Raw genomic sequence first — 15610 nt, forward strand, 5'->3', positions numbered from 1 at the left:
TTAAAAAAAGCATAATTCGAATAATTCTCTTGCAGGTAAAAATTGATACACTTTTGTAACGTGAAAACGAACAAAACCACATTCAATTTATACCCAATGAAAAAGTTCAACTCTTTTTTAATGATTTTTGCAGCTGCCCTAATAGGGTTTACTAGCTGTATCGAAGGTAACGAAAGACCTGATCTTGGTACTGATCCTGGGCTGGATAATGAAGTTGTCATTACTTCGAACATCACATCCAACACCACTTGGGAAACAGGGAAAACTTACGTGTTGGCAGGTAGAATTGCTGTTACTTCTGGTAACACACTAACTATTCAGCCGGGAGTTATTGTAAAAGGTGAGGTTGGAACAGGTTCCAACGCAACGGCTTTGGTAATTGCAAGAGGAGCAAAAATCAATGCAGCAGGAACAGCTAGCTCACCTATCATTTTTACAACGATAGCAGACGAAATTCAGCCTGGACAAATTCAATCTCCTAACCTTGAGCCAAACTTGAATGGCCTTTGGGGAGGTTTGATTATCCTAGGAAACGCACGTGGTTCATTTGCCGGTGATGTTTCAGAAATTCAAATCGAAGGTATTCCGCCATCAGATACTAATGGGCTTTATGGTGGAACCAATGACGCAGATAATTCTGGAGTTTTAAGATATGTATCTATCAGACACGGTGGAGCTAATATCGGTGAAGGAAACGAAATCAACGGCTTGACCCTTGGTGGAGTAGGATCTGGAACTGTGATCGAAAACGTAGAAGTTGTTGCCAACCAAGATGATGGAATCGAGTGGTTCGGCGGAACAGTTAACGTGACCAATGCTCTGGTTTGGAACGCAGGTGATGATGCCTTGGATACAGATCAAGCTTGGGCAGGTACTTTAGATAATTTCATTGTCATCGCAGGTGGTGAAACTGACCATTGCTTAGAAATCGATGGACCAGAAGGTTCTTACTTGGCAGCTCATACTTTAAAGAATGGATCTGTAAAAGGAAACAATGTAGCAGAGCTGGCTGACTTCAGAGATGGAGCTAGAGGTACTTTCGAAAATATCTACTTCTTCGGATTTGCTGATCCAGCTGCAACAGATGGAAGAGGTGACTTCTCATTGAGCGGTGATAAGACACTAGCAACCTTCGCTAACGGATCTCTAAAATTTGCAAATCTTCAAATCACACTAGCTAATAACGTGGCCTTGTCTACTGTATTCAGAGCAGGAACCGCAGTTCATGCATCAGCTGTCGCTGCTGGCGCAAATACGGTTGGAGCTAACAAAGCCGCATTCAATACTTGGTCATGGGCCGCAGTTTCTGGTCAATTGGCTGATTTCTAAACTCAAAAAATAAAAGGAAGAAGGGGTTTGCAAGGTCCTTTCTTCCTTTTCCAAAAAGTATTCAATTACAAATTGCTGTATGAAAAATAAATCTAAAAATCTCTTCACCAAGAAAACGGTGATCTTGATTATCCTGGTTTTAACTCAGATAATTGCTGGCTTTGCATTCGCGCAAAAAGGCACTATCCGAGGAGCCATTTATGAGCAGGCTACCGGCGAACCATTGTTCGGTGTTTCTGTACTTGTAAAGGAAACTGGAACTGGTGCAATTACTGATTTTGATGGAAAATTCGAAATTCAAGTAGAGCCAGGTTCTTACTCTCTTCAGATTTCATATATCTCCTATGCAACAGTTCAACTTACTGAAGTAGAAGTAAAGGCTGGAGATGTAAATGTTTTGAATGATATCTTGATGGCAGATGAAGCTTCTGAATTAGAGACTGTAACTATCGCAGCTACCGCAATCAGAACTACAGAATCTGCTTTGATGTCTGTGAAAAGAAATGCAGCCAATCTAATGGATGGTATTTCTGCAAGCTCTTTCCGTCAAATTGGTGATGGTGATGCAGCTTCTGCTGTGAAAAGAGTTACCGGTGTTTCTATTGAAGGAGGAAAATACATCTACGTAAGAGGTTTGGGTGACAGATATACCAAAACTGTATTGAACGGTGTAGATATCCCTGGTTTGGATCCGGATAGAAACTCTATCCAAATGGATATCTTCCCAACGAATGTCATTGACAATATCATTGTATCGAAATCATTCACAGCAGAACTTCCAGCTGATTTCACAGGTGGGGTAGTGGATATTGAGACGAAAGATTTTCCTGAGGAAAAAAATATGCGATTGAGCCTGAGTGGTGGCTTGACTCCTTCTATGCACTTTAATTCAAGCTATTTGAAGTATGACGGTGGTCAGACAGACTGGTTGGGATTCGATGACGGAACAAGAGCAATTCCTACAGGTGGAAGAACAAATATTCCTCAATATGGTCAGGCAGTAGGAAATCCTAACGGTCCAAGAGGAATGGAGTACCAGGAGATTTTGGGAAGCTTCAACAAAACCTTAGGCGGATATAGAACCAATAGCTTGATGGACATGGGAGTAAGCTTCTCCCTTGGAAATCAAATTGCTAGAACAAAAGCGACTTGGGGTTATAACTTCGCATTGACTTACAAGAATGAAACTGAGTTTTATCAGGATGCGGAATTTAATCTTTATGGAAAGCCAAGACTTTCTTCTGATACTGAATTAGAGGCCTTGGAAAGACAAAAAGGTGACTATGGTGTAAACAACGTTCTATTGGGAGGACTTGCTGGTATCGCTTTGAAAACGGATAATTCTAAGTATAAATTGAATATCATGCACCTTCAAAATGGTGAATCCAAAGCTGGTGAATTTGATTTCGTCAATACTAACCTTGGAGCAAACTTTGAAGCGAAGCAATATAACTTGGAGTATAGCCAAAGAGGACTTACCAGTGTTTTATTGGGAGGTACACACTTCTTCAACGCTAGAGATTGGGAAGTAAACTGGAAATTGGCTCCTACAAGATCTACTATTGAGGATCCAGATATCAGATTTACAAGATTCAGAGTTCCTACCAATACTATTTCTACTGAAGTAGGTTTACCTGCAAGAATCTGGAGAAATTTGGAAGAATACAGTGTAGTTGGTAAAGTCGATGTAGCTAAATCTCTTTCTTTATTCCAAAGAGAGTCAAAAGTGAAATTTGGATCTAACTATGTATTCAAATACCGTGACTTCAACATCCAAAGCTTCCAATTTGCTACTGGAGACGCAAGCTTCACAGGTGATCCAAATGAGATCTTATCTGAAGAGAACCTATTCTCTGCTTCTTATAGAAATGGAGTAAGATACAATGCTGACTTTATTCCTATCAATCCAAACGAATATCAGTCTATCGCTACCAATGTAGCTGGTTATGCATCCGTTGAAGCGAAACCAGCTGATAAATTGAAAGCTATTGTAGGTTTGAGAGTAGAGAAGTACAACCAGTACTACACTGGTACCAACCAAACTGGTACAATCAACTTTGATTTGGTGACTATGTTGGATGATATTGATTTCTTCCCAACAGTGAACTTGATCTACAACTTGAAAGACAATCAGAATTTAAGACTTTCTGCTTCTAGAACTATCGCAAGACCTTCTTTCAAAGAATTGTCTTACGCCGAGATTTTAGATCCAATTACCGGTAGAACTTTCATCGGTGGTTTGTACCCTGAGACTACGAATGGTGGCACAGAGGTGCTTTGGGATGGAAACTTAGTTTCTACAAGAATCAACAACTTTGATATTAGATGGGAAGCATTCCAGGAAAGAGGTCAAATGTTCTCTGTAAGTGCATTCTACAAAACCTTTGACAGACCTATCGAAATGGTGCAGTTCCTTGCTGACCCAGGTACTTTCCAACCAAGAAACGTAGGAAACGGTACAGTAGCAGGTTTGGAATTCGAATTCAGAAAGTCTTTGGCATTTATCTCTCCTGCTTTGGAGAAATTTAATTGGAATACAAACGTAACTGTAACCGAATCTCAAATTAAAATGTCTGAATCTGAATTCAGATCCAGATCATTGACTGCAAGAGAAGGAGAAGTAGTGGAAGATACCAGAGATATGGCAGGACAAGCTCCTTACATTATCAATACAGGTTTAGCATTCCAAGATTATAACAAAGGTTGGGAAGCTGGTGTATTCTACAACGTGCAAGGTTCTACTTTGAACTATGTAGGTTTTGGAAACAGAACAGACACTTACACAGTACCTTTCCATAGCTTAAACTTGAATATCAATAAGTCATTTGGAGCTGATGAGAGAATCCAGGTAGGATTTGGAGTTCAGAATATCCTAAATGATAAAAGAGAAATGGTGTTTAGATCTTTCGCAGCGCAAGATCAGATCTTTACTAGCCTTGCACCAGGCTTGAGAATGAACTTTAAAGTAGCATTTTCTTTCTAAGGATTAATTACCACAATGAAAAAGGCTTCCAAAGAGATTTGGAAGCCTTTATTTTTTTTGTGATGAAATTAAGTTAATCGATGAATTATATCCTTTTCTTCCGGATAAAGTGCCAAAAGGCTTTCTGTGGAAAACAGCTCAAAGTCTTCAAAATCAAAACCCGGTGATACTACGCAGGATACCAGCGCATAAGAATCCGGCGAATCAACACTGCTTCCAAAGATTGTTTTTGCCTGAACCAGTCTCTGAGGCTGGCATTTTCCTTCGCCTACTGGACCTAAAGCCATTAATTGATGCCCTTCTTCCGAAAGTGTATGAACAGAAAGTGGGCTCCCCTCATGCCAAAACCACAGTTCATCACTTTGAATTCTATGGAATCGGGAGATGTTTTCTGAAGTCAGTAAGAAATATATGGACGTGCTTAAATTCCTTTTCCCTTTATCAGTCTCAATGGATTCAGTAGATCTATATATTTCCTTATAAAAACCACCTTCAGGGTGCGCTTGCATCTGAAGACTTTTCACTAAGAATCCTACTCTTTCCTGAGTATTCATTTATTGATAGGTTTCCATCAAAATTGAGACAATTCTATCCGCTGTTTTTCCATCCCACATCGGAATTCCCTGATATTGCTTCCAGTCCCCATTCATGATTTTTTCCAGATATGGTCGAAGTTTGGCAGGATCTGTACCCACCAATTCGTTGGTGCCCAAATGAATAGTTTCTGCTCTTTCAGTATTATCTCTTAAAGTAACGCAAGGCACATTCATAACAGAAGCCTCTTCTGTAATGCCTCCGGAATCGGTAATGACACCTTTTGCATTTTTTACCAAATAATTAAATTCCAAATAACCCAAAGGCTCACACATGTGAAGATTAGGTGCGTCAATGCCTATTGCTTGAAGGTTTTTGGCTGTTCTTGGGTGAACAGGGAATATGATTGGCAAGCCTTGAGTTCCTTCCAAAATAGCATCGATCATGGCCTTAAGCTTTTGCTCCTGATCCACATTGGCAGGTCTATGCATGGTCATTACGAAGTATTTTTCCTTTTCCAGCCCATCAAATATAGCTCCTTCGGGCTTTTGGAATCTTGGCATCTGGGCTATTAGCGTATCTATCATGGTATTTCCCACAAAGTGAATTTTACTTTCGGGGAAACCACTTTTTCTAAGATTCTCATTAGCTATTTCTGAGGTGGTAAAAAAGTGGTCAGTGATAGAATCTGTGACCATTCTATTGATTTCCTCGGGCATACTTAAATCGCCTGAGCGAATTCCGCCCTCCACATGAGCTACATCAATACAAAGTTTTTTAGCTGCGATAGAGCAGGCCAAGGTGCTGGTGACATCTCCCACGACAATTACCAAATCAGTGGGGTTTTCCATCAATTCTTTTTCAAAAGCCACCATGATAGAGGCTGTTTGCTCTGCCTGAGTTCCGCCTCCGCCTCCCAGATTTGCATTGGGCTCTGGAATGTTTAATTGCTCAAAAAAGTCCCCTGACATTTTTTTATCATAGTGCTGACCTGTGTGAACCAATCGAAATTTTAGGTTTTTCCCATTCTTTTGCTGTTTTTGAATAGCATGAATAATGGGAGCAATTTTCATGAAATTAGGCCGTGCACCAGCGACAATAGTAAAAGTTGGCATAATATAACTTTGGTTTGGGGCAAAAATAAGAAATCATCACTCAGTTCTATGATATTTAGGTACTTTTCCAGTCTTCTAATTGGCTGCTTTTTTGTTTCTTTGTAGCTAGAATTTTATCAGATTCGGACTTATGAATATTTGGACCTGGAAGCGGGGTAGAAAATTGCTTTCTTTTTTAATACTAACTTTTGCCATAAGCGCCTGCACAGATACCTTGGAATCATCGGTAGTCGTTTATGATAATGATTTTTCCACTCTGGATTTAAAAGGTTTTGAAAATGGAAGGCTGTTTATTTTCCAAAATGATACGATAGCGGGTCATTACCACAATGAGGAAGTCTCAGTAAAATTGGAGAATCTTCCCTCACACAATATGTTGAAAATCACCACAGAAATCCTAATTCATGACAGTTGGGATGGAAATGCTGATGATGGACTGTCGGGGCCGGATTATTGGTTTTTTGGAATTGACGATGAAGAAATATTCAGAACAACCTTTTCCAACTCCCCCTGTGAATCGACTTACTGCCTTTACCAGTCATTTCCGAATTCATATTTTCGGCAGAATGTCCCCAAATCTGGTAGTACTCGAACCAATATGCCTGGGTTATGCATATTTGGTGCATTCCCTAATTACACCAGTAGATATACTGTTTCCAAAATCATTAGACATCAAAGTTCAGATGTGAAGATTTTTTGGAATTCTGAATTACGCCAAGATAATAGTCCGGACCCTAAGTGTGATGAGTCTTGGTCCTTGGCAAAAATTACCGTTGAAGCATTGATTGTTAATTAATATGGGGTACAAAAACACATTCAAACAGTCATTGATTTTGGTTTTTTTTGCGATTAGCTTTTATCCAGCTTTTTCGCAAACCATCCCAATTGGTACTCCCTTATTAGATGAGTATTTGAGAAGAGCTCAACTCTTGGGAAAAGTTGATTCATCTTCCAGTTGGATGATTCGTCCATTATATCCTACCGAAGCTTTTGGAGTTAAGGATGGATTTGATTTGGATAGTTCGGTAGTGGATTATGACCAAAGTCGAACGCATAGAAGATTTGGCCCGGAAGAAAAAGGTAAGTTTCTATTGCTTCCTGCTTCTTATCGAATGCAGTATAACTCTACTTATGCATTTGGAACCAATGATGGAGCTTTTATACCCAATAGAGGTTTACAGCACTTACTCAGTATAGGGACCTATTTAGAATATGGGGGACTTTCACTGCAGCTTCAACCCGAGCTTTTGCTCGCGCAAAACAAAGATTACATAGGTTTCCCGATCGAGCATCAGGCCACCATCCTATTTTATTATGAATACATGAATAGGATAGAAATGCCTGAGCGATTTGGGACTGGTTCTTACAATAAATTCTTTTTGGGGCAGTCTAGCTTGAGGTATAATTATAAAGAATATTCGATTGGGGTTTCTACTGAAAATTTATGGTGGGGTCCGGGTCGAAGAAACTCCCTTCTTTTAGGAAATAATGCTCCGGGTTTTCTCCATTTTACTCTTAATACCAGAAAGCCTGTTCAATCCAAAATCGGTTCTTTTGAAGGACAACTGATTTCCGGGTTTTTGAAATCTACGGATTTTGCACCTCCTCATCCTGATTATTCTATCCAGCAAAATCCAGTTCTCATTCCAAAAAGAGAAAATGGAGACCGCTACTTGGGAGGCTTAGTTTTGACTTATCAGCCTAAATGGATTCCTGGTTTATTCTTAGGATATGGCTCTGTGAACCATATGTACAGAGAAGATATGACAAGCTTTGCAGATGGCTTGCCTGTTTTCAATGGTAGAAAGGGCCCTGAAAATGTCGAAGATCCTATTCGCGACAAGCGGCAACAATTCAGCTCAGGATTTTTCAGATGGTTGAGTGCCGAAGGCCATTTTGAATTTTATGGTGAATATGGGACTCGTGGAAATAGCTTCAGAACAGGAGATTTTATGATCACTCCAGAAAAAGGCAGGGCATTTACCTTTGGGTTTTCCCACTTGATGCCTTTGAAAAAGCAAGGAAGGTATTTCCAGATTAGTTCTGAAATGACTCAAACCGGTCAGACTATTCGGGAAGAAATCAGACAACTTCGTACCTGGTACATCCATGATCACGTGCGACATGGATATACTCATCAGGGGCAGGTTTTAGGAGTCGGAAATGGTCCAGGAAGTAATCAGATTTTTGTGGAATTCGCATGGGTGGATCAAATGAACCGAATCGGATTTCAGATGGAGCGAATTGTCTACAATAATGATTTCTACTATTACAGATATGAAGCTTCTAAGGATTTTAGAAATAAATATGTGGATTTAGTGCCTTCCTTAGTGGCAGACTGGAGATTTGGAAATATTCTGGTCAGTGGCAAATTTCAATATGTCAATACCCTCAATTACAAATGGTTCCTCGAAAACCAGCCGGATCAATATTTTGTCCCTGGTTTTGACAGAAAGAATTCCGTGGCACATTTGGGTGTTGCTTATTTATTCAAATAATCAAATTTATAATGATAGCTGAAAAAGATAAAGTGGTTTCGATCGCTTACACCTTAAAGGTAGACGACGGAGAGTCCGGTCAGGAGTTATTTGAAGAGGTAGGAGAAGCTCAAGCATTTCCGTTTTTGTTTGGACATCAAAATGTACTTCCAAAATTGGAGGAAGTGTTGGCAGGGAAAAAAGCTGGGGATACCTTCTCAGTTTTCATTGACTTTGAAAATGGCTATGGAGACTATGATGAAAATAAAAAAGTCATTATACCTAAGGCAAATTTCAAAGAGGACGGGAAAAAGAATAAGGATATTCTCAAAGTCGGAAGAGTAATTCCCATGCAAGATGATAAGGGAAATCAAATGCGGGGAGAAATCATCAAGGTCGACTACAGAGGAGTTCATATGGATTTTAATCCACCTCTGGCTGGTTATGATTTATACTTTGAGGGAAAGATAGTAGCAATTCGTGAGGCTGAAAAAGAAGAAATAGAACATGGTCATGTTCATGGCCCAGGAGGCCATCATCATGATTAAATGATAAATGCCCTGTCTCAAGATAGGGCATTTGTCGTATTGTATAGATTTAGTTTGCTCTATAAATTTGATTTTATAACCCACAATCGAAATGGATACAGTCAAAGTTTGGATAGCAAGAATAGCTTTACTCTTATTTATTTTGGTATTCTTGATGTGATTTTTTTAAAGGACTGGAAAGAATCGGGGTGATCGGCAAAAGTCAGCGAGGTCTCTTTTCGGGGGAAAGAGACCATTTTTTTATTTTCTTAGATCTATACCCAAGTTTTTGTAGGCCTGATCAATGGCAAGGTCTTTCAATCCTTCAATCCTTTCGGACTCGTAAAGTTTATAAGCCTTCTCTAACTGTACTGCCGCTACTCGGTAGGATTGCTCGTTGAAATGCAAAATAGCATCATTGTAATATTGCAATCCAGCCAATTGGGTCAAGTTGATTTTTCTAAAAATGGTTTTTTCACTTTCAGGTTGATTGGGACTACCGATTCTTTGTCTCAAATCCAAATAGCTGGATGCCTCTTCCGGAGCATAGGCTTTTAAATAATTCTTTACCTCTCCTGAATTGGTAATCATCCCACCAATTCTCAAAGTGCTTTCCAAAATTATAGGCTTTTGGTCTACATTGACAATTAAAAATACATGATAATCGGTCTCTACGATTTCGAAGTCAAATCCATATTTATTCAAAATCATTCCAAGTGTCGCAGTACCACTCACGCAGTCGAACTTGCCTTCGGATAGCATTTGATTGAAAGTAGCGTGCTGCTCGTAGGTTTTGAATAAATTTTGATGACTCTTTTCAAATAGGGTACGGACGAACTTAAGGCTCTTTCCCTTTTTCTCAAATTTCTTGTCTAATGTTGAAATGTGCTCTTCCCATTTTTGAGCTTGCATTTCATTTTCGGCATGTACCGCTCTAAAAAGTGCCAAATAATCTGATTCGCTTAGACTTTTTTCCCAAAGGGATTTTTCTATGTCAGTTTCAAAAGGAAGGTCATTCGGTAACACAGAGCTCTCCTGGGACCATGCAGCAAGCATGCTCAGCAAGAAAAAGAGACTGGTTAGGAATGATTTGATCTTCATTTTGTAATGTCAATGTTACCAAATATATCATAAAGTTAACAATTTGGTAACATTGGAAAAAATATTTGGAAAAACTTAACATACTTTTTTTTAGATAAATCATTGATGGTGATAGGGTTCTCCTCTTAAAATGGTCATGGCTCGATAAATTTGCTCCGCAATAAATGGCCTAATCATCTGATGGGAAAAGGTCATTTTGGAAAGAGATACTTTTCCATTGGCCCTTTGATATACCGCATCCGAGAAGCCATAGGGACCCCCGATTACGAAGAATAACTGCTTGATTCCAGCATTCATTTTTTTCTGCAAAAAGTCTGAAAATCCAACGGAATCAAAGCTTTTTCCATTTTCATCCAATAATATTAACTCATCGGATGAATTGATTTTCTTTAGAATTAACTCTCCCTCTTTTTCTTTTTGGGCAGATTGGGACAGAGACTTAGTGTTTTTAAGATCAGGAATTATCTCCCATTCAAACCTGAGATAATGTCCTATTCGCTGGGAATAGAGTTCTGTTAATTCCTGAATAGCAGGATGATCTGTCTTTCCTATTGCAATTATTTTGATCAGCATAGTCAAAGATGCAAATTTCTTCAGGTTTTACTTTTTTGATTTTGGACTAAATTTTTACCACTCATTGGACTTTGTTACCGTCCTAATCACCTAAAGTCCATTTAAAATTTCTTAACAAAGTCCTCACAAACAATCCTTTAGCGTGGAGGTTTTCTATTCCTAAACCAAAACTCTTAACTATCATGAAAAAAATTGGAAGTATTTTAATTCTGGCCATGTTTTTTGTTGCCTCAGCTTTTGCTCCTAGAACCCAAAATGTGCACGAAGTAGAAGCAGATATTGTTGACTTGGCGGTAAGTACAGATTTTCTTTCTACGCTTGTAGCAGCTGTGAAAGCGGGTGACCTAGTAGATGTATTGAAAGGTGACGGACCTTTTACTGTATTCGCACCAACCAACGATGCTTTTGCTGCTTTGCCAGCAGGTACGGTAGAGAATTTATTGAAGCCTGAAAACAAAGACAAACTGGTAGCAGTATTGACCTACCATGTCGTACCAGGTAAAATAATGTCTACAGACTTGAAAAATGGTCAGAAGGCTACTACGGTGCAAGGTAGTGCTGTGACTGTAACTTTGAAAGACGGAAAAGCTATGATCAATGATGCAACTGTAACTGCTGCTGATATCGAAGCAGATAATGGTGTAGTGCACGTAATTGATAAAGTGATCTTGCCTCCGATGTAAGATCTAAAGTCGAAGAAAAACGAATGCCTGTCGAAAGACAGGCATTTTTTATTTTTAAAGATCCTTTTTTAAGCCAGCTGGTATGTTCAGATTACCATTAGCTTGGGGGATAAGATCTAAATTTGTAAGCTTTGCTCTTCGATCTTCCAATCAGTCAAGCCAGAGAAGTATGGCAACTTGTGAAATTGAAGAGAATCAATTTTTTATTTTATGGATATCCGCTTTCTTAACAGTATTTGCAAAAATATGGCTTATTGTCTGCTTAAAGGATCAGAATCCGGAAGCTTCCGTCTTCGGTCATCGGTCTTCCTGCCTGTCAAGCAAGAAAAATAAGGCAACTGGCATGATTGCGGATAATCAGATTTATTTTATCAGTTCTTTTCTTTTCAGAATAGTCTCCATGAATTTTTTCTCATTCTCCGAATTGAAAATTTTATATGGAAGGTGAATAAACTGCGCTTTAGACATGTAAAGTATAAACGCGTCCTTTCCCATCTCAGCTCTTTTGATCATATTCCATTGTACAGGCATTCCCTGACGGGCATTGATCTTCATCAGAATTTGTCTGGAATCAATTTCATAAGCCATCTTTTCGAAGATCACTTTGTTTTGCTCCATTTGAGTTACTCCAGTAAACTGAATCGCCCAAAACAGCACATATAAACCATAAGCTATCAAGGCTCCTATGATCCACCAGATAGATGCAATCCAGAAATATCCGCAACAAATGGCCAAGGCTATCAGAATCACCCACCACTGCTCTTTCAAAACACTGGTAAGGCCCATCTTAATATATGTTCCGGTTGGTAATTGGTATTTTTTAGTTTTAACAATCATCACTTTTCGATTTTCAGACCGCAAATATCCAAGTATCCTAGGGATAAAACAAGCCGAATAAAATGATAGATACTTTAGAAATTAAGAAACAATTCGCCTAAGTCATTGATTTAAAAAGTGTATTGATTTATCTTAAGTAAAATTTTTCTCTATGAGCAGTTTGGTTATCAACCTTTTCTTAGCGGGTTTTGCCTATGTGATTGTGATTTACTTTGTAGCCACAATGACTAAAAATTCTCTAAAAAAGGGAAAAAGTAATGGTGATGATGGAGATGGTGGGATTGAAAATCAAAGCCCACCTAAAATTGATTTGCCTCCCGGTGTCATCTGGCCGACTAGCCCAAAAAGCCCGAAAAAGTCTCCTGAACCAGTAGATGTTTAATGGCATTTTTCACAAACCCCCTGCACCAATAAGCTCATTTCTTTTTTCTTAAAGCCTTTTGGAAGTTTGATGTCAGGCAAACTGATGCTGTCCAAGCAGGTTGTTTCCCCACAGATTTCGCATTTGAAATGAACATGCTCATGATCGTGCTCATGCTCATCTTCATGAGAGCATAATGCATATTTAGTGGCTCCGCTATCATCCAAGACTTTATGAATAATATCCTTTTCCAAAAAAGTGTTGAGGCTTCTGTAAATAGTTACCCGGTCAAATTGATTCTCCAGTTTGTTTTCCAGGTCACTATGCGCCAAGGCTACCTGTCTATCCAAAAACTCCTGAATAATATCCAAGCGGCAGTCAGTGATGCGTAGCTTATGTCTTTTTAATATGGAAAGCGGTGTCAACATGCGTTCAATTATTCTGCAAATTAAGGAATTTGAACTTTTACAAAAAAAGGCGCCCAGAATTGGACGCCTTTCTTGATATATCTGGAATCCAATTATTTTGGATCCAGAATTTGATCGATTCTTTCTGCCAAATCCTCCAAGTGTAACTTAGACATGGTGTCAGAAGTTCGCGGAATAGCAGATCTGATTTGTCTTTGAAGGGTTTTCAGTTCTCCTCTAGCCATCGGTCTGATATCAGACTGAGAAGCGTTGATTTGAGGTCCTACAAATCTTCTGAATGCTGCCGGCACATTTGGCTCTTCTCCTGTCAACAATAGCTCCAATCTCTCGATATGGGCTCTTTGTAGTGCTCTTCTGTGTACGTCTATGCTTCTTCCTGCCGGAAGTTCAGTCCAAATACCTTTTCTCAAATCATCGAATAATTCTGTGATTTTATAGGCATCGTTTCCGTTGAGAGCTTCGTTTTCGATAACTCTTCCCAATCGGCCCCACTCCAGAATTCCGTTTAGAGTACCTACTTGTAACCCTCTGATTCTTTCCAAAGCTCCAAAGTCGCCTGTTCTCGCAATAATTTCTTCTTCCATCATCCAAGATGGAGTTTTGAATAGATGCTCATTCAAGAAAGCTACAGCTGATTTTTGAAGGTTTTTAGGGTTGTGTGTGTATACAGGCTCACCTTGACCGGTCGCTTTGTAAACTTCCATTACACCTCCCACATGGGTTCTAACATGTCCCATGTATCTATTGAACTGACCTAAGACCTGTCCATACATTTCTTCTAAATCTGAGAAGTTTTTGTAAGGCTTGTCCTCTTCAGCGGTCCATTCCATTAGATTAGGCATGATTCTCTTTAGGTTCTTAATTCCATACTCAGAAGCTTTCATGGAATTATCTCCCAAGTCTTCACTTTGTGTCGTTGGATCATAAGAATTTCCTTGACGTCCATATCTGTATACAGGGTCACCTTTTTTCGCCAAGATCCACTGATCCAGAGTAGGCAACTCCTCCTCAGGAGTTTTTGCATCCGGAATAGGTCTGTAGCCCCAAGCGATAGCATATTTATCATAAGGCCCTACATCTGGCATTAAACTTACACCCTCGTCTTCAGGCTGAGCGATATAGTTGAATCTCGCATAGTCCATAATAGATGGAGCTGTTCCCATTTCTGCCGTGAACTTTGGATCACGTAGTTTTTCAACAGGGTATGCATTAGAAGAAGCGAAGTTGTGTGGCAAACCAAGGGTATGACCTACTTCGTGCGCTGATACAAATCGGATCAACCTTCCCATTACTTCATCCTTGAACTTCACACTTCTAGCTTCTGGGTTGATAGCAGCTGTTTGGATGAAGTACCAGTTTCTCAATAGGTTCATCACGTTATGATACCAGCCGATATCTGATTCGATGATTTCTCCGGATCTAGGGTCAGATACGTGAGGTCCGTAGGCATTTTGAATGTCAGATGCAAAGTAGCGGATAACGGAGTAACGAGCATCTTCCGGGCTCCAGGTAGGATCTTCTTCTGGAGAAGGAGCTTCTTTCGCAATAATAGCATTTTTGAAACCTGCCGCTTCAAAAGCTTTTTGCCAATCTTCCACACCTTGCTTTAGATAAGGAACCCATTTGGTAGGAGTAGCAGGATCGATATAATAAACGATAGGCTTTTTAGGCTCTACCAATTCTCCACGCTTAAATTTCTCCATGTCTTCCTCTTTCACTTCCAGTCTCCAACGATCCAGGAATCTACGTGATTCGGCTTTTTGTGCATCTGCACCATAATCCACATAGGATCTACCGAACCAACCCACTCTCTGGTCAGCAAGACGTTGCATCATTGGCTCCTTTGGAAGTAAAACCATAGAGGAATTCATTTCCAAAGTGATCAATCCTGTTGAGCTGTTTGATGGTGGCTCAGCAGCCGCATAGGTCAAAACATAACGGGCTTCAATATTGATAGGGTAGGTATTGATATGAACGATGTAAGATCGATCTCCATCCAATCGCTGCACTCTGTACTGTGTTCTTCTATTTCTCTGAAGACCTAGAGCCTGCACATCTTTTGCAAATAAATCAGTGGCTTCAATTACAGTTCCCGTTGAGTCTGTGGCCTTGGATTTAACGTCAAATCTTTGAAGTATTGGCTCCAAGTTGGAGTTTTGAACAGCCTTTGCGATAGGTAAAGAATCGGCGGCATAATTATCCACTGAAACTACTTTCAAAAGGACTGCATCCTTCTCCTTCTCCCATCGAAGCATCAAGGTGTTGGTTCTTTCTCCTCCATATCCGATTCCGTCTGCAGTTTTTGCAATGGTGGTCACCATCAACATATCTCTGCCAAACAAGGAATCAGGAATTTCATAGAAATATTTATCGTCTATTTCATGAACTTTGAATAAACCGGTTTTGGATTTTGCATCTTTAGTGATGACATCCTTGTAGGGTTTTGGGCCCTTGTTATTTCCACCATTTTGGGGTCTAGCTGGTGGAGTAGTGGCTGCTGGGGTGTTTTTGGAATCTTTCTTTTTCTTTCTCTGAGCAAAAGCATCCTCAGAATAGAACATGACACCAAGCAACCCAATCAGCAATGTAAATCTCCTCAGAAATTTGGGTAGCGTGTTTTTCATAAGTATTAGTTTTATTTTCGATTTAAATAACCTTCAAA

At 39.6% G+C, this 15610-nt stretch carries 14 protein-coding genes; 7 read left to right on the plus strand and 7 right to left on the minus strand.

Annotated elements, in window-relative coordinates; all coding sequences use genetic code 11:
• The first annotated feature begins 96 nt into the window (after window positions 1-96).
• Window positions 97-1329 (plus strand): beta-helix domain-containing protein, encoded by a 1233-nt coding sequence (locus tag BM073_RS09840; RefSeq protein WP_175557885.1) that lies wholly within the window; start codon window positions 97-99, stop codon window positions 1327-1329.
• Window positions 1330-1408: 79 nt separating this feature from the next.
• Window positions 1409-4312, plus strand: a complete 2904-nt coding sequence (locus tag BM073_RS09845; protein WP_091653669.1) for a TonB-dependent receptor — start codon at window positions 1409-1411, stop codon at window positions 4310-4312.
• 68 nt (window positions 4313-4380) lie between these two features.
• Here BM073_RS09845 and BM073_RS09850 read toward each other — a convergent pair whose 3' ends face one another.
• Entirely contained in the window at window positions 4381-4866 is a 486-nt protein-coding gene (locus BM073_RS09850) for a cupin domain-containing protein (RefSeq protein ID WP_091653671.1), read from the minus strand.
• Window positions 4867-5961, minus strand: coding sequence for a non-hydrolyzing UDP-N-acetylglucosamine 2-epimerase (wecB, locus tag BM073_RS09855; protein ID WP_091653672.1), 1095 nt, complete (start codon window positions 5959-5961; stop codon window positions 4867-4869). It abuts the gene before it with no gap.
• A 130-nt stretch (window positions 5962-6091) separates the two neighbouring features.
• Here wecB and BM073_RS09860 point away from each other — a divergent pair, with 130 nt between their 5' ends.
• From BM073_RS09860 to BM073_RS09870, 3 genes are read left to right on the plus strand one after another with little or no spacing between them, the layout of a single operon-like run.
• Window positions 6092-6757 (plus strand): hypothetical protein, encoded by a 666-nt coding sequence (locus BM073_RS09860; RefSeq protein WP_091653674.1) that lies wholly within the window; start codon window positions 6092-6094, stop codon window positions 6755-6757.
• 1 nt (window position 6758) lies between these two features.
• On the plus strand, window positions 6759-8459 hold the full coding sequence (locus BM073_RS09865) for a capsule assembly Wzi family protein (RefSeq protein ID WP_091653675.1): 1701 nt from the start codon (window positions 6759-6761) through the stop codon (window positions 8457-8459).
• Between the two features lie 11 nt (window positions 8460-8470).
• Window positions 8471-8986: an FKBP-type peptidyl-prolyl cis-trans isomerase gene (locus tag BM073_RS09870; protein ID WP_091653677.1), complete on the plus strand. Its 516-nt coding sequence runs from the start codon at window positions 8471-8473 to the stop codon at window positions 8984-8986.
• A gap of 240 nt (window positions 8987-9226) precedes the next feature.
• Here BM073_RS09870 and BM073_RS09875 read toward each other — a convergent pair whose 3' ends face one another.
• Both BM073_RS09875 and rlmH read right to left on the minus strand, forming a co-directional pair.
• The gene (locus BM073_RS09875) at window positions 9227-10066 is read right to left on the minus strand and encodes a hypothetical protein (RefSeq protein ID WP_091653679.1); all 840 of its coding nucleotides are present in this window, start codon (window positions 10064-10066) and stop codon (window positions 9227-9229) included.
• Window positions 10067-10165: 99 nt separating this feature from the next.
• Window positions 10166-10639, minus strand: a complete 474-nt coding sequence (gene rlmH / locus BM073_RS09880) for a 23S rRNA (pseudouridine(1915)-N(3))-methyltransferase RlmH (protein ID WP_091653681.1) — start codon at window positions 10637-10639, stop codon at window positions 10166-10168.
• Window positions 10640-10821: 182 nt separating this feature from the next.
• Here rlmH and BM073_RS09885 point away from each other — a divergent pair, with 182 nt between their 5' ends.
• A complete protein-coding gene (locus BM073_RS09885) occupies window positions 10822-11322 on the plus strand; it encodes a fasciclin domain-containing protein (RefSeq protein ID WP_091653683.1) in 501 nt (166 codons plus the stop codon).
• A gap of 363 nt (window positions 11323-11685) precedes the next feature.
• Here the strand turns inward: BM073_RS09885 and BM073_RS09890 are convergent, their stop codons facing one another.
• Window positions 11686-12159: a YcxB family protein gene (locus tag BM073_RS09890; protein ID WP_091653685.1), complete on the minus strand. Its 474-nt coding sequence runs from the start codon at window positions 12157-12159 to the stop codon at window positions 11686-11688.
• A 151-nt stretch (window positions 12160-12310) separates the two neighbouring features.
• Here BM073_RS09890 and BM073_RS09895 point away from each other — a divergent pair, with 151 nt between their 5' ends.
• Entirely contained in the window at window positions 12311-12541 is a 231-nt protein-coding gene (locus tag BM073_RS09895) for a hypothetical protein (protein WP_091653686.1), read from the plus strand.
• On the opposite strand, the gene BM073_RS09900 is transcribed toward BM073_RS09895, so the two are convergent.
• Both BM073_RS09900 and BM073_RS09905 read right to left on the minus strand, forming a co-directional pair.
• A complete protein-coding gene (locus BM073_RS09900; protein WP_091653688.1) occupies window positions 12538-12948 on the minus strand; it encodes a Fur family transcriptional regulator in 411 nt (136 codons plus the stop codon). The genes BM073_RS09895 and BM073_RS09900 overlap by 4 nt on opposite strands.
• A gap of 92 nt (window positions 12949-13040) precedes the next feature.
• Window positions 13041-15572, minus strand: a complete 2532-nt coding sequence (locus BM073_RS09905; protein WP_091653690.1) for a zinc-dependent metalloprotease — start codon at window positions 15570-15572, stop codon at window positions 13041-13043.
• Between the last annotated feature and the right edge of the window lie 38 nt (window positions 15573-15610).

Source organism: Algoriphagus ornithinivorans (genome assembly GCF_900115305.1).
GTDB classification, from domain to species: Bacteria; Bacteroidota; Bacteroidia; order Cytophagales; family Cyclobacteriaceae; genus Algoriphagus; species Algoriphagus ornithinivorans.

Excerpts from the sequence above, each read along its gene's own strand:
- BM073_RS09840 (WP_175557885.1), top strand. The coding sequence starts at position 97 with ATGAAAAAGTTCAACTCTTTTTTAATGATTTTTGCAGCTGCCCTAATA.
- BM073_RS09845 (WP_091653669.1), top strand. The coding sequence starts at position 1,409 with ATGAAAAATAAATCTAAAAATCTCTTCACCAAGAAAACGGTGATCTTG.
- BM073_RS09850 (WP_091653671.1), bottom strand. The coding sequence starts at position 4,866 with ATGAATACTCAGGAAAGAGTAGGATTCTTAGTGAAAAGTCTTCAGATG.
- wecB (WP_091653672.1), bottom strand. The coding sequence starts at position 5,961 with ATGCCAACTTTTACTATTGTCGCTGGTGCACGGCCTAATTTCATGAAA.
- BM073_RS09860 (WP_091653674.1), top strand. The coding sequence starts at position 6,092 with ATGAATATTTGGACCTGGAAGCGGGGTAGAAAATTGCTTTCTTTTTTA.
- BM073_RS09865 (WP_091653675.1), top strand. The coding sequence starts at position 6,759 with ATGGGGTACAAAAACACATTCAAACAGTCATTGATTTTGGTTTTTTTT.
- BM073_RS09870 (WP_091653677.1), top strand. The coding sequence starts at position 8,471 with ATGATAGCTGAAAAAGATAAAGTGGTTTCGATCGCTTACACCTTAAAG.
- BM073_RS09875 (WP_091653679.1), bottom strand. The coding sequence starts at position 10,066 with ATGAAGATCAAATCATTCCTAACCAGTCTCTTTTTCTTGCTGAGCATG.
- rlmH (WP_091653681.1), bottom strand. The coding sequence starts at position 10,639 with ATGCTGATCAAAATAATTGCAATAGGAAAGACAGATCATCCTGCTATT.
- BM073_RS09885 (WP_091653683.1), top strand. The coding sequence starts at position 10,822 with ATGAAAAAAATTGGAAGTATTTTAATTCTGGCCATGTTTTTTGTTGCC.
- BM073_RS09890 (WP_091653685.1), bottom strand. The coding sequence starts at position 12,159 with ATGATTGTTAAAACTAAAAAATACCAATTACCAACCGGAACATATATT.
- BM073_RS09895 (WP_091653686.1), top strand. The coding sequence starts at position 12,311 with ATGAGCAGTTTGGTTATCAACCTTTTCTTAGCGGGTTTTGCCTATGTG.
- BM073_RS09900 (WP_091653688.1), bottom strand. The coding sequence starts at position 12,948 with ATGTTGACACCGCTTTCCATATTAAAAAGACATAAGCTACGCATCACT.
- BM073_RS09905 (WP_091653690.1), bottom strand. The coding sequence starts at position 15,572 with ATGAAAAACACGCTACCCAAATTTCTGAGGAGATTTACATTGCTGATT.